We start from the raw sequence: 13,420 nt of genomic DNA, 5'->3' as shown, positions 1-13,420 counted from the left end.
GGGCCGGTGTTCCGTCGGCCGCACCCGTCAACGCCCCCCGACGGGCTCGTCAAGGGAAGGGTGCATGGCGATGATGCGATCTACAGACAGGACGCGACGGCGGTGGCGCGCGATCGGCGCAACCCTCGGCGCGGCGACGGTGGGCATGGCGGGAGTGCTGGTCGTGCCGACCGGCGCACAGGCTGCCAGCGACCGGGTCGCGGTGGTCGACCAGCGGTACGGGGTCAGGATCTTCAGCGCCGGCGTCAGTCGGTGGACGGCGGGTTCGGCCCAGTGGTCGTGGAAGCGACCCGCCGGTAGTGGCTGGAAGAACCTTTCCGACGTCAAGTTCCGCAAGCAGGGCTCGCGGTACGTGGTCCTGGTGGCCGCGTCGGGTGGCCGGGCCGGGATCGTCGACTACGCCACCCGCAAGGTGCGGTACCAGGTCACGCCGGGCGGCAACCCGCACGCCATCGAGTTGCTGCCCAACGGCGCTGTCGTGGTCGCCTCCTCCGACCCCGGCAAGCTCACCCTCTACGGCAAGGGCAGGACCAGCCCGGCCGCCACGAAGGCGTTCGCCAAGGCCCACGCCGTTTACTGGGACAGTGCCATCAAGCGCCTCTGGGCCGCTGGCGGCACCCGGCTGTGCAGCTACAAGGTGAGCGGCGCGGCCACCGCTCCCAAACTCACAAACGCCGCCTGCCGGAAGGTCACCGGGAACGTGCACGACCTGTCACCGGTCTACGGCACCTCCGCCAACCTGTGGATGAGCAACACCAGCCACGTCTACCGGTACGACATCAACCGCAATCGATTCCAACGGGCACCCGGATACATCGACACAAGCAAGATTAAGAGTGTCGGTAACCACTCAGGCGGGCTGGTCTTCACCACCAAGGTCAGCGGCGCGAACGGCGACGGCACCTACGGCAACGGCAACGTCTGGCTCTATCAGCTGAACGGGTCCTACGTCGGCAACCGTTACCTCTCCGGGGCGGCGATCTACAAGGCCCGGCCGGTGGTCTGGAGCTACCGGTAGTCACGCCCCCGGGGCTGGTGGCGGGTGCCCGCCTCCGGCCCCGGTGTGCCCCCCTCGCTCGCAGGCGGGCGCTACCGAATCCGCGCGGCCTCGCCCGTTCCGCGTCCCGAATGCCAGCGGCCGGATGGAGCCGGCGTCCGGCACCGTGTGTTGTTCAGACCTGGGAAACAGGCAGGTCGAGCACCTCGTTCACGTCGCGGCGCGGGGTCGGCCAGCCCGGCTGGCCGTAGCCGACGCGCAGCACCATCTGCGGGGTGCCGAAGCGCCCCAGCGACAGCCGCAGCTGATCGCGCGCCGACGGCACCTCGATCGGCTGGGACAGCATCGACGCCGCCAGCCCCGAGTCCGTCGCGGTCAGCAGTACCCGCTGCAACGCCTGCCCGGCGACGACCTGGTCGACGGCCGTGTTGCCGGGCGAGCCGAGCACCGCCACCAGCGGCTCGGGTTCGAAGTCCCGCCCGGGTGCCCGGTCGAGGCCGCCGAAGCCCCGCGACGGCAGCAGGTCCTGTGGCTCGCCCTGCGGGCCGCCGGACGCGGCCGGGATGCCGTCCGGGGCGGGCGTGGAGCGTACCCACTCCTGGCGCTCGGCCCGGTACTGCGGGCTCCGCTCCAGCACCCGGTGGGAGCTGCGGGCGAGTTCGCCGAACGCGTTCACCGCGCTGACGCCGACCACCAGTTCCAGCCAGCACTGCTCGGCGCGGGCCGCCTCCGTGAGGCGCCAGCGGGCGTCGGCGGGCACCGGGTCGGGCCAGAACGGCGCGCGGTTGCTGAACCGGCGGGGGATGGCGGCGTGCAGGGCCTGCTCGGCGGGGGTGGGGCGGCGCGGCACGTCCGGCACCAGCCGGGCCACCACGTCCGGCTCGGCCGGGTAGGGGCGCAGCCGCACCGTCGCCGGGGTGCCGGCGACGGCCAGGGCGAGCCGCAGGTTGAACAGCGCCGCCCCGCAGGCGATCCGCACGCCCCAGCCGGTGGGGTCGGTGGCCGGCAGCCGCCGGTCCGGGTCGACCAGCACCTCGATGCCGCCGTCGCGCAGCCGGAACCGCCACGGCTGGGTGTTGTGCAGGGACGGCGCGCGTACGGCGTCGGTCGCGGCGGCCCGTAGCTGCTCGACGGTGAAGCGGGTGTCCATGGTCGTGCTCCTTCCGTGGCAGAGAGTGCGCCGGCGGGTGGTACGTCTCCACGGTGCGTCACCGGGGCGTCGCCCGGGCAGGGCCGGACGTCCCGTCCCGCCGGGCCCGACCGGCCCCGTCGCACGTGCGGGACTTCGGCCGTGTCGCGGGCCGGTGACCTCGGCTCGACCGCCCCGCCACTGGTCGGAGGGACGGTTCGGGCCGCCGGTGGCGCGGGCGTTGCCGGTTCGGGACCTTCGACCCGTGCGGGAGGGGGTGGGAAGCGGGTAGAAACGAGGGATGATCCGCGTGTTCCTGCTCGACGACCACGAGGTCGTCCGCCGTGGCCTGGCCGACCTGCTGGAAAGCAGCGGGGACATCGAGGTGGTCGGCGAGTCCGGCCTCGCCCAGGAGGCGGCCCGGCGTATCCCGGCGCTGCGGCCGGACGTGGCGATCCTCGACGCGCGGCTGCCCGACGGCAACGGCATCGACGTGTGCCGGGACGTCCGGGCCGTGGACTCCTCGATCAAGGGCCTGATCCTCACCTCGTACGAGGACGACGAGGCGCTCTTCGCGGCGATCATGGCCGGCGCGTCCGGCTACGTGCTGAAGCAGATCCGCGGCACCGACCTCGTCGACGCGGTGCGGCGGGTGGCGGCCGGGCAGTCGCTGCTCGACCCGGCGATCACCATCCGGGTGCTGGAGCGCATCCGCAGCGGCGTCGAGCAGCCCCGCGAGCTGAAGTCACTCACCGAGCAGGAGCGGCGGATCCTGGAGTACGTGGCCGAGGGCCTCACCAACCGGGAGATCGCCGGGAAGATGTTCCTGGCCGAGAAGACCGTGAAGAACTACGTCTCGAGCGTGCTGGCCAAGCTGGGCCTGGAGCGCCGCACCCAGGCGGCCGTCCTCGCCACCCGCCTCCTCGGCAAGTCCCACTGACGCCTGCGGGCCCAGCCGCACCGCCTCCGGGCCGAGTCGCATAACGGCACCGCCTGCGGCCCAGCCGCACAACGGCACCGCCTGCGGGCTCAGTCGCGCAGCGGCACCGACCAGCACACCTCGGTGCCCCGGGGCACCGCCCGGCGTACCACGAACTCGCCGTCGTGGCGCTCGGCGCGCTCGCGCAGGTTGACCAGGCCGCCCCGCGCGGCGGCCGGGTCGCAGCCCACCCCGTCGTCGGTGACGGTCACGGTCACCCGGCCCGCCTCGACCCGCACCGCCACCGCCACGCGGTCGGCCTGCGCGTGCCGTACGGCGTTGGAGAGCGCCTCCCGCAGCACGGCGGTGAGGTCGGGGCGGACCGCGTCGGGGACGGCGCTGTCGATCGGCCCGGTCAGCTCCAGGCGGGGCCGGTGGCCCAGCGACTCGGCGGCCACCTCGATCGCCTCCCGGATCTCGGTGCGCAGCGCCGCGCTCATCGGGGTACGCAGCTCGAAGATGGTGCGGCGGATGTCCTTGATCGTGGCGTCCAGGTCGTCGACCGCCGCGTTGATCCGCCGGGCGACCTCCGGCTTCGTCGTCATCGGGGCGGCGCTCTGCAACTGCAGGCCGGTGGCGAAGAGGCGCTGGATGACCACGTCGTGCAGGTCCCGGGCGATGCGCTCGCGGTCCTCCAGGACCACCAGCAGCTCCCGTTCCTCCTGCCCGCGGGCCCGCTCCAGGGCCAGGGCGGCCTGCCCGGCGAAGCTGCCCAGCATGGCCATGTCGTCGTCGTTGGCGACGGGCGCCCGGTCGGCCCGGTGCGCGATCACCAGCACCCCGTGCAGGGTGTCGGCGGTGGCCAGCGGCGCGACCATCGCCGGGCCGGTGCGCAGCAGCGCCGGCCAGGGCGCGGCGTGGGCCAGGTCCGCCACCTGGTCGTGCCGGCCCTCGATGACGGCGGCGGCGAAGCTCGTCTCGGCCGCCGGCAGCGCGGTGCCGACCAGGGCGTCGGCCTGCTCGTCGGCCCCGTCGACCACCTCGACGGTGAACTTCTCGCCGTCGGGGTCGTAGAGCAGCACGAGGGCGACCTCCGCCTCGGCGACCTCGCGGGCGCGCCGCGCCACCAGCGTCAACGCGTCGGTGCGGCGCACCTCGCCCAGCAGCACGGTGGTGATCTCGGCGGTCGCCGCGAGCCAGCGTTCCCGGCGGTGGGCCAGCGCGTAGAGGCGGGCGTTCTCGATCGCCACGCCGGCGGCGGCGGCGAGCGCGACGACGATCTCCTCGTCGTCCTCGGTGAACTCCGCGCCGCCCTGCTTCTCGGCCAGGTAGAGGTTGCCGAAGACATGGTCGCGGATGCGCACGGGAACGCCGAGGAAGCTGTGCATCGGCGGGTGGTGCGGCGGGAACCCGTAGGACTGAGGGTGCCGGGTGATGTCGGGCATCCGCAGCGGGCGGGGGTCGTCGATGAGCAGGCCGAGCACGCCCCGCCCGTGGGGCAGGTCACCGATCCTGGCGTGCAGCTCCGCGTCGATGCCGTAGGTGATGAAGTCGTGCAGCAGGCGGTCGTGGCCGATCACGCCGAGCGCGCCGTAGCGGGCGCCGACCAGCTCGCAGGCCGACTCCACGATCCGTTGCAGGGTGCTGCGCAGGTCCAGGTCGGTGCCGATGCCGACCACCGCGTCGAGCAGGGCACGCAGCCGCTCCCGGCTGGTCACGACCTCGCCGACCCGGTCCAGCATCTCCTGGAGCAGCTCGTCGAGCCGTACCCGGGACAGCGGGCTGAGCCCCAGTGAGGGGGTCACGTGCGGTTCGGGGCGGGGACTCGGTTCGCTGGCGGCCACCGGGCGATGGTAGCCGCCCGGTGGCCGTGGTCCTGCCCGCGCTACGCGTCGGGGGAGCGGACCGCCGAGGTGTCGACCACCTGCGCGGCCTCCATGCGCGGGGTGTGCGGCGGGCCCGCGTGCGCCGGGTCCGCGAGCCCCAGCCGGATCACGAGGTACGGGTAGCCGAGGCCGGCCAGCAGCCCGCGCAGCGTCTGCCGGGTGCCCGCGACCTCCACGACCCCGCTCAGCGGCACCACGGAGATCCCGAGCCGGGTCGCGGTCAGCCAGGCGGCCGAGAGCGCCTCGCCGGCGCGCAGCCAGCTGTCCGGCTCGTCCTCGTCGCCGTAGAGCAGCCCGTACACGGCGGCCCGGTCGTGCCCGGGACCGACCGGCAGGGTGCCGGGGCGGCCGAAGTCGCGCGCCGGCACGGTGGTCTGCGGCGCCTCCGCGGGCAGCACCTCCGGCGGCAGGCCGGTGCCGGTGCCGGCCCGGCTGGTCCAGTACTCCAACTCCTCGCGCAGCTGCGAGTCCTCCGCCTCGACCGAGGCGGCGCGGCTGGCGACCGCGGCCAGCTCCAGCACGTTGTCGCGGTCGAGGAACTGGAGCTGGCAGCCCTCGGCGGCGACCGCCGAGGCGATCTCCCCGAGAGCGGCGGTCGGCACCGGCTCCTCGCTGACCGGGCGCCGGTCGGTGTGCCGCACCTGCATGCACTGCACCAGGCGCATGGCCTCCGGGTCGGCCTCCGCGCGGGCCATCCCGGTCAGCCGGGCCAGCAGGTCCCGGTCGGTCGGGTCGGGCATCCGCTCCACCACGGCGGTCCAGCCCTCCGCGGTCAGGGCGACCCGCGCGTGGTGCAGCGCCGCCCCGCAGCTGTACGTCAGCAGTCGGCCCTCCGGGTCGGTCGCCGTCAGCTTCGGGTCGCGGACCACCCGCAGCTCCAGCGCGTCCGGCAGCACCCGCCACCGCCACGGTTGGCTGTTGTGCACCGACGGGGCGTGCCCGGCCGTCGCGGCGGCCTCCGCGAGTGCGGTGGTCAGCGGACGCTCCGCCGCCGGTGTCTCGTGGCTCATGGTCACGACCTTTCCGTTTCTCCCCATCGTGCCCCAGCCCGACGGTGCCCCGGGCGGGGTTGCCGCTCCATCCTGCGCCATCCCCTTTGCCGACGCACGGTACGCAGGTCCCCGCGTGGCAGGGCAGCTAGCCCCTGCCGGTTCGCGCGGATGCCCTCCCGGGTGCGGTCGGCGCTGAGACGATCCGCAGGTGGGAACGGAACCGCGCGAGTGCGTGCCGGAGCAGCCGGTACGGCGGGACCGCTCGCGCCTGCTGCTCTGGGCGCCCCTGGCCGGGGTGACGGTGCTGGTGCTGGCCGGGGCGGTGCTGTGGCTCGCCGGCCGGCGGGGCGCGGCCGAGGTGGTGTGGGCGTCCGCCACCGTTGCCGCCCTGCTGCCCGCCGCCTGGTCGGTGCTGCGGCAGCTGTGGCGCCGGCAGTTCGGGGTGGACGTGATCGCCGTGCTGGCCCTGGTCGGCGCGCTGGTGGTGCGGGAGTACCTGGCCGGGGCGGTGATCGCGGTGATGCTGGCCACGGGGCGGGCGCTGGAGGCGTACGCCCAGGGGCGGGCGACCCGGGACCTGCGGTCGCTGCTCGCCCGCGCCCCCCGCACCGCCCGCCGGCGCGGCCCGGGCGGGAGCGTCGAGGAGGTGCCGCTGGACCGGGTGGCGGCGGGGGACCGGCTGCTGGTCGGCCCGGGCGACGTGGTGCCGGTCGACGGACAGGTCGACGAGCCGGTGACCCTCGACGAGTCGGTGGTGACCGGCGAGTCGCGGCTGGTGCGGCGCGCGGCCGGCGAGCAGGTCGCCAGCGGCGTGGTCAACGCCGGCGCCGGCTTCGGCATGCGCGCGACGAGGGACGCGGCGGGAAGCACGTACGCGGGGATCGTCCGGCTCGCCGAGGAGGCGACCGCCCACAAGGCGCCGATGGTGCGCCTCGCCGACCGGTACGCCGCCGCGTTCGTGCCGTTCACCCTGGTCCTGGCGGGGCTGGGCTGGCTGCTCTCCGGCGAGTTCGTGCGGGCGGTGGCCGTGCTGGTGGTCGCCACCCCGTGCCCGCTGCTGCTGGCCACCCCCATCGCGATCGTGTCGGGGCTGTCGCGTACCGCCCGGCGCGGGGTGCTGGTCCGCGACGGCGGCTCCCTGGAGCTGCTCGGCCGGGCCCGCACCCTGCTGGTCGACAAGACCGGCACACTGACGGCCGGCCGTCCCCGCGCCGCCGAGGTCGTGGCCGCCCCCGGCGGCGACCGCGACGACGTCCTGCGTCTCGCCGCCTCGGTCGAGCAGCTCTCCCCGCACGTGCTGGCCCGCGCGCTGGTGGCGCAGGCGCGCGAGCGGGGCCTGTCGCTGACCGAGCCGGCGGGGGTGACCGAGGAGCCGGGCCGGGGCGTACGCGGGTCGGTCGACGGGCGGCAGGTGCGGGTCGGTCAGCTCGACGGCGACCTGCCCGACTGGGCGGTGAGCGCCCGGTCCCGAGCCGAGCTGGCCGGCCGCTCGGTGGTCTGGGTCAGCGGCGAGCGGGACCCGCTCGGGGCGATCCTGCTGGAGGACCCGGTACGCCCCGACGCGCGCCGCACCGTGCGCCGGCTGCGCGAGGCGGGTCTGCGGCGCATCGTGATGGTCACCGGGGACCGGCCCGACGTCGCCGCCCAGGTGGCGGGGGTGGTGGGCGTGGACGACGTGGTGGCCCGGTGCGCGCCCGCGGAGAAGGCGACCCGCGTACGTGAGGAGGCGCGCCGGGCCGTCACCGTGATGGTCGGCGACGGGGTGAACGACGCCCCCGCCCTCGCCGAGGCGCACGTCGGCGTGGCCATGGGCGCCACCGGGGCGACCGCCTCGGCCGACGTCGCCGACGCGGTGCTCACCGTCGACCGGCTGGACCGGCTCGCCGACGCGGTGGAGATCGCCCGGTACGCCCGCAGGATCGCGGTGCAGAGCGCCAGCGTGGGGATGGGCCTCGCGGTGCTGGCGATGCTGGCCGCGGCCCTGGGCTGGCTCCCGCCGGTCGCCGGGGCGTTCCTCCAGGAGGGCATCGACGTGCTGGTGATCCTCAACGCGCTGCGCGCCCTCGGGGGCGGGCTACGCCGCCGCGACGTGCCGCCGGGCACCCGGGAGCTGCTCGACCGGTACGCGGCCGAACACGGCGGGATCCGCGACGTGCTCGCCGCGCTGACGGACACCGCCGACCTGGTCGCCACCGCGCCGGACGCGCCGCAGTGCCTGCCGACGCTGCGCGAGACGCACCGCCGGCTGGTCGACCAGGTGCTGCCGCACGAGGCGGCCGAGGAGCGCCACCTCTATCCGGCGCTGGCCGACCCGCTGGGCAGCGCCGAGGCCACCTCGACGATGAGCCGCGCCCACGTGGAGATCCGGCGGCTGGTGGACCGGATCGGCGCCCACCTCGCGCAGGCCGGCGACGGCCCGCTGCGCCGGGACCAGCTCACCGACCTGCTCGCCGCCCTCTACGGCCTGGCGGCCATCCTGCGGCTGCACCTCGCCCAGGAGGAGGAGGACTACTTCTCGCTCAGCCCGGCGGAACCGGCCGAGAGCCGCTGAGCGCCCTCGTCGGGACGTCGTGCGTAGCCGGCGGGTGGTGGGGTGCTGCGTGCAAGGAAGGGCCCCCTGCACATCAGAATGCGATAGCAGAGGGCCCTTCCTGACCGCTCAGCGTTCCCGGACCACCGCCACCGGGCAGTGCGCGTGCTGGATGAGCTGCTGGCTGACCGAGCCGAGGAGCATCCCCTTCAGGCCGCCCCGGCCCCGGGTGCCCACCACCACCAGACGCGCGTCGCGGCTGGCGTCGACCAGCAGGGACGCGGCGCTGCCCTCCGTCACCTCCACGGCGACGGCCACGTCGGGGAACGTCGCGCCCCACCGGGCGAGCGGCTCGTCCAGTTCGGCCCGGTCGGCCGCCGTGGCCTCCCGCGCATCGGGGCCCGACGGCGGACGCTGGCCGGTGGGCGGTTGCCAGGCCCGCACCACGTGCAGGGGCACCTGCCGGGCCTCGGCCTGCTCGAACGCGAAGCCCAGCGCCAGCAGCGAAGACTCGGACCCGTCGACGCCGACCGCCACGTGCCCGGTGCGCCCACCGGCGGCCGACTCGCCGCGGATCACCACGACCGGGCAGTGCGCGTGGGCGGTGACGGCCACCGCGGTCGAGCCGACGAGCAGCCCGCCGAAGCCGCCGTGTCCCCGGGTGCCCAGCACCAGCAGGTCCGCCTGCGCCGAACGTTCCTGGAGCACCAACGCGGGCGGCCCGTCGAACACCTCACCCGTGACGGTCAGTTCCGGGTGCGCGGCGGACGCGTCCCCCGCCGCCTTGCGGACCAGCTCCTCGACCTGCCGGCGGGCCGTCTCGTCCGGCCAGATGCCGGGAGCGACGCCGGGACCGATCCAGCCGGCCACGGTGAGCCACTCGAAGACGTACGCCAACCGCACCGGCCGTCCGCTGCGGCCGGCCTCCTCCAGCGCCCACTCCAGCGCGGCGGAGGCGTCGGCGGAGCCGTCGTAGCCGACCAGGATCTCGTTGCCGCTCATCGGGTCCACCTCTCGTTCGCGACTGCGGGGGTCACGAGGTGCCTCCTCGCGCCCGCTGGTGCCGGCCTTTCGTGCGCGACTGCGGGGCTCGCAAGCTCACTCCTCGCGCTCACTGGTGCCGGCCTTTCGTGCGCGACTGCGGGGCTCGCAAGCTCACTCCTCGCGCTCACTGGGCTTGCCTTTCGTTCGCGACTGCGGGGCTCGCAAGCTCACTCCTCGCGCTCACTGGTCCCCCCGGAGTCCCGGGTCCGTCTCGCGGACCCAGCGCCACTCCGCGACCCGGGGGTCGTCCTCGCCGTGTTCGCGGGTGTAGTCCCGGCAGGACTGGCGCGCGTCGACCATCTCCTGCCGCAGGTGGGCGGCCCGGTCGGCCAGCCCAGGCACCCGGTCGATGACGTCGATGACCAGGTGGAAACGGTCCAGGTCGTTGAGCATCACCATGTCGAACGGCGTGGTGGTGGTGCCCTCCTCCTTGTAGCCGCGTACGTGCAGGTTCTCGTGGTTGGTCCGCCGGTAGGTCAGCCGGTGGATGAGCCACGGATACCCGTGGTACGCGAAGATGACCTGCCTGTCCCGCGTGAAGATCGTGTCGAACTCCTTGTCCGACAGCCCGTGCGGGTGCTCCGTCGGCGGTTGCAGGCGCATCAGGTCGACCACGTTGACGACCCGTACCTTCAGCTCCGGCAGGTGCCGGTGCAGCAGGTCCGCGGCGGCCAGCGTCTCCAGCGTCGGCACGTCCCCGGCACAGGCGAGCACCACGTCCGGCTCGCTGCCGGCGTCCGTGCTGGCCCAGTCCCAGATCCCGATGCCGCGCCGGCAGTGCTGGACGGCCTCGTCCATCGACAGCCAGTTCGGGGCGGGCTGCTTGCCGGCCACCACCACGTTGATGTAGTGCCGGCTGCGCAGGCAGTGGTCCATCGTGGAGAGCAGGGTGTTGGCGTCCGGCGGCAGGTAGACGCGTACCACCTCGGCCTTCTTGTTCATCACGTGGTCGATGAAACCCGGATCCTGGTGGGAGAAGCCGTTGTGGTCCTGCCGCCACACGTGGCTGGAGAGCAGGTAGTTCAGCGAGGCCACCGGCTCGCGCCACGGGATGCCCCGGGTCACCTTCAGCCACTTGGCGTGCTGGTTGACCATGGAGTCGACGATGTGGATGAACGCCTCGTAGCTGGTGAAGATGCCGTGCCGGCCGGTCAGCAGGTAGCCCTCCAGCCAGCCCTGGCAGAGGTGCTCGGAGAGGACCTCCATCACCCGCCCGTCGGCGGAGAGGTGGTCGTCGCCGGGCACGGTGCCGGCCATCCAGGCCCGGCCGGTGACCTCGAACGCCGCGCCGAGCCGGTTCGAGGCCACCTCGTCCGGGCCGAAGAGGCGGAACGTCTGCGGGTTGGCGGTGATCACGTCGCGTACCCACGGGCCGAGGGCCCCGGTCGCGCCGGCCACGGTCTCGCCGGGCCGCTGCACGTCGACGGCGTACTCGCGGAAGTCCGGCAACGCCAGGTCACGCAGCACCGCCCCGCCGTTGGTGACCGGATTGGCGCTCATCCGCCGCTCGCCCCTGGGCGGCAGCGCGGCCAGCTCGGCGACCGGTGCGCCGGTGGCGTCGAAGAGCTCCTCCGGTCGGTAGCTGCGCAGCCAGCGCTCCAGCGCGGCCAGGTGCTCCGGGTTCTTGCGCACCTCGGACAGCGGCACCTGGTGCGCGCGGTAGGTGCCCTCGACCTGTTTGCCGTCGACGTCCCGCGGACCGGTCCAGCCCTTCGGCGTACGCAGGACGATCATCGGCCAGCGGGGGCGCTCGACGGCGCCGCCCGAGCGGGCCCGCCGCTGGATCGTGGCGATCTCGTCCAGCGCCCGGTCCAGCGTGCCGGCGAGCGCCTGGTGCACCGTCGCCGGGTCGTCGCCGGCGACCACGTACGGCTGGTAGCCGAAGCCGCGCATCATGGCGAGGAGGTCGTCCTCGTCGATCCGGTCCAGCATCGTCGGATTGGCGATCTTGTAGCCGTTGAGGTGCAGGATCGGCAGCACCGCGCCGTCGCGGGCCGGGTTGAGGAAGACGTTGGAGAGCCAGCTTCCCGCCAGCGGACCGGTCTCCGCCTCCCCGTCGCCGATGACGCAGGCCACCAGCAGATCCGGGTTGTCGAACGCCGCGCCGTAGGCGTGGCTGAGCGCGTACCCCAGCTCGCCGCCCTCGTGGATCGAACCCGGCACCTCCGCCGCCACGTGGCTGGGGATGCCGCCGGGGAACGAGAACTGGCGGAACAGACCGGCCATGCCGGCCTCGTCGCGGCCGATGTGATGGTACAGCTCGCTGTAGGTGCCCTCCAGCCAGGTGTTCGCGACGATCGCCGGGCCGCCGTGACCGGGACCGGTGACGAACAGGGCGGACAGGTCACGGGCGACGATGACCCGGTTGAGGTGGGCGTAGAGCAGGTTCAGGCCGGGACTGGTGCCCCAGTGGCCGAGCAGGCGCGGCTTGACGTGTTCGGGGGCCAGCGGCTCGCGCAGCAGCGGATTGTCCAGCAGGTAGATCTGCCCGACGGTCAGGTAGTTCGCCGCCCGCCAGTAGGCGTCCAGCCGGCGCAGCTCGTCATCGGTCAGGGGGCTGTGCAGGTCGAGAGCGGTGTCCATACTGCATGAGCCTCTCGCGGGTAGGGGAATCCTGCATCCTCGGAGCGCGGATTCGTCCGGGCCGGCCCCAGCATCGCCGGTCGACGCCGGTGTGGATCAGGGCCGTTGGTCCCGTGGGCGCTGGGCATCGCGCCCGTGCCCCGAAATCCCCGTCAGCCCGCGCACGACGATCAGCGGCGCGGGGGAGTGGTAGAGCAGCGCCTGACTCACCGCGCCGAGCATGCCCCGCCACGGCTCGTCGCCCCGGGCGGCGACCAGCACCACCTGCGCCGAACGGGACTGCTCCACCAGGACACCGCCGGGATCGCCGCGGATCGTGTGGCACTGCGCGGCCACCGACGGAAACCGGCGCGCCGACCGCGCCACCAACCCGACGAGCAGCTCGGCATCCTCCGCGCCCTGCTCCGACTCGACGACGCGGACCGCCGACAGCCGCGCCTTCCGCCGGGCCGCGCAGTCGAACGCCCACTCCAACGCGGCCTGCGAGCTGTCGGAGCCGTCCACCCCGACCAGCACCGGCCCCTGCGGGGGCGGCTCCCGGCGGACCACCAGCACCGGGCAGCCGGCGCGGGCGGCAAGCTGCACCGTGGGCGTTTCCACCGACACGCACTCGCCGCTGGTCGCCATGCCGCCGTCCCCGACGGCGAGCAGGAACGCCGTCTCCGACCGGCGGACCAGGGTGTCGACGAGGGCACCTTCGACGATCTCGCCGCCCACCGGCAGCCCCGGCTCGACCTCGGCGACGATCTCCGTGGCCCGGGACATCAGCTCCTCGGCGGCCGCGCGTGGCCCCGCGACCGACGGCGCTTGCAGCGCGGCCGTCCAGTTGAACGCGTGCAGCAGACACAGCGGGCGGTTGTGCGCCGCGGCCTCCTGCGCGGCCAGCCTGACCACGGGCAGGTTGCGCTCCGTGCCGAGCCCGACCAGCACCGCCGCGTCGGTGGGTGCGGCCATCCGAATCACCTCCGCAGGCGTCGCGCCCGGCCCTCCTGTCGAGGCTAGTCGCGCCGGTACCACGGTGGGGCGGGATCGCGGGTGACGGTGGGGCGGGGGTTCGGGCTGGGGTGTCCGCGGGGTCGGGCGGTGCTCTTGGCGTGGGGTGGGTGCGGTGCGTCCGGTCTTTGCGGTGCGTGGCCTGATTGGGGTGCGTCGGGTGGCTGTGGTGCGACGGGTGGGTGCGGTGCGTCCGGTCTTTGCGGTGCGACGGGGGGTGTGGTGCGTCGTGGTGGGTGTGGTGCGTCGGGTGGTTGCGGTGTGTCGTGGTGGGGGTGTGGCCCGGCGGGGGGGGGGGCCGGGGGGGCGCCGGGGGGGGCCCCGGGGCCCCGCCCGTCCCCCCCCCC

The 13,420-nt window shown here is 74.4% G+C and carries 9 protein-coding genes; 3 read left to right on the top strand and 6 right to left on the bottom strand.

Annotated elements, in window-relative coordinates:
* Positions 1-70: 70 nt before the first annotated feature.
* The gene (locus ACGFNF_RS29715) at positions 71-1,018 is read left to right on the top strand and encodes a DUF6528 family protein (protein WP_393172207.1); all 948 of its coding nucleotides are present in this window, start codon (positions 71-73) and stop codon (positions 1,016-1,018) included.
* A 154-nt stretch (positions 1,019-1,172) separates the two neighbouring features.
* On the opposite strand, the gene ACGFNF_RS29710 is transcribed toward ACGFNF_RS29715, so the two are convergent.
* Positions 1,173-2,147, bottom strand: a complete 975-nt coding sequence (locus ACGFNF_RS29710; RefSeq protein WP_357580499.1) for an Acg family FMN-binding oxidoreductase — start codon at positions 2,145-2,147, stop codon at positions 1,173-1,175.
* 280 nt (positions 2,148-2,427) lie between these two features.
* On the opposite strand from ACGFNF_RS29710, the gene ACGFNF_RS29705 reads away from it, so the two are divergent.
* The gene (locus ACGFNF_RS29705; protein ID WP_393172205.1) at positions 2,428-3,066 is read left to right on the top strand and encodes a response regulator; all 639 of its coding nucleotides are present in this window, start codon (positions 2,428-2,430) and stop codon (positions 3,064-3,066) included.
* A gap of 89 nt (positions 3,067-3,155) precedes the next feature.
* Here the strand turns inward: ACGFNF_RS29705 and ACGFNF_RS29700 are convergent, their stop codons facing one another.
* A complete protein-coding gene (locus tag ACGFNF_RS29700) occupies positions 3,156-4,787 on the bottom strand; it encodes a GAF domain-containing protein (protein ID WP_357580504.1) in 1,632 nt (543 codons plus the stop codon).
* Between the two features lie 143 nt (positions 4,788-4,930).
* Positions 4,931-5,941, bottom strand: coding sequence for an Acg family FMN-binding oxidoreductase (locus ACGFNF_RS29695; protein ID WP_393172203.1), 1,011 nt, complete (start codon positions 5,939-5,941; stop codon positions 4,931-4,933).
* Positions 5,942-6,131: 190 nt separating this feature from the next.
* Here ACGFNF_RS29695 and ACGFNF_RS29690 point away from each other — a divergent pair, with 190 nt between their 5' ends.
* Positions 6,132-8,474, top strand: coding sequence for a heavy metal translocating P-type ATPase (locus tag ACGFNF_RS29690; protein ID WP_357580497.1), 2,343 nt, complete (start codon positions 6,132-6,134; stop codon positions 8,472-8,474).
* Between the two features lie 108 nt (positions 8,475-8,582).
* Here ACGFNF_RS29690 and ACGFNF_RS29685 read toward each other — a convergent pair whose 3' ends face one another.
* From ACGFNF_RS29685 to ACGFNF_RS29675, 3 genes are all read right to left on the bottom strand, one after another.
* The gene (locus tag ACGFNF_RS29685; RefSeq protein WP_393172201.1) at positions 8,583-9,455 is read right to left on the bottom strand and encodes a universal stress protein; all 873 of its coding nucleotides are present in this window, start codon (positions 9,453-9,455) and stop codon (positions 8,583-8,585) included.
* Between the two features lie 222 nt (positions 9,456-9,677).
* Entirely contained in the window at positions 9,678-12,080 is a 2,403-nt protein-coding gene (locus tag ACGFNF_RS29680) for a phosphoketolase family protein (RefSeq protein WP_357580495.1), read from the bottom strand.
* Positions 12,081-12,176: 96 nt separating this feature from the next.
* Positions 12,177-13,034, bottom strand: coding sequence for a universal stress protein (locus tag ACGFNF_RS29675; protein WP_393172198.1), 858 nt, complete (start codon positions 13,032-13,034; stop codon positions 12,177-12,179).
* Positions 13,035-13,420 lie beyond the last annotated feature (386 nt).

Source organism: Micromonospora sp. NPDC048868 (assembly GCF_043198195.1).
GTDB lineage: Bacteria > Actinomycetota > Actinomycetes > Mycobacteriales > Micromonosporaceae > Micromonospora > Micromonospora reichwaldensis.
This window is presented reverse-complemented; position numbering and strand designations above follow the sequence as displayed.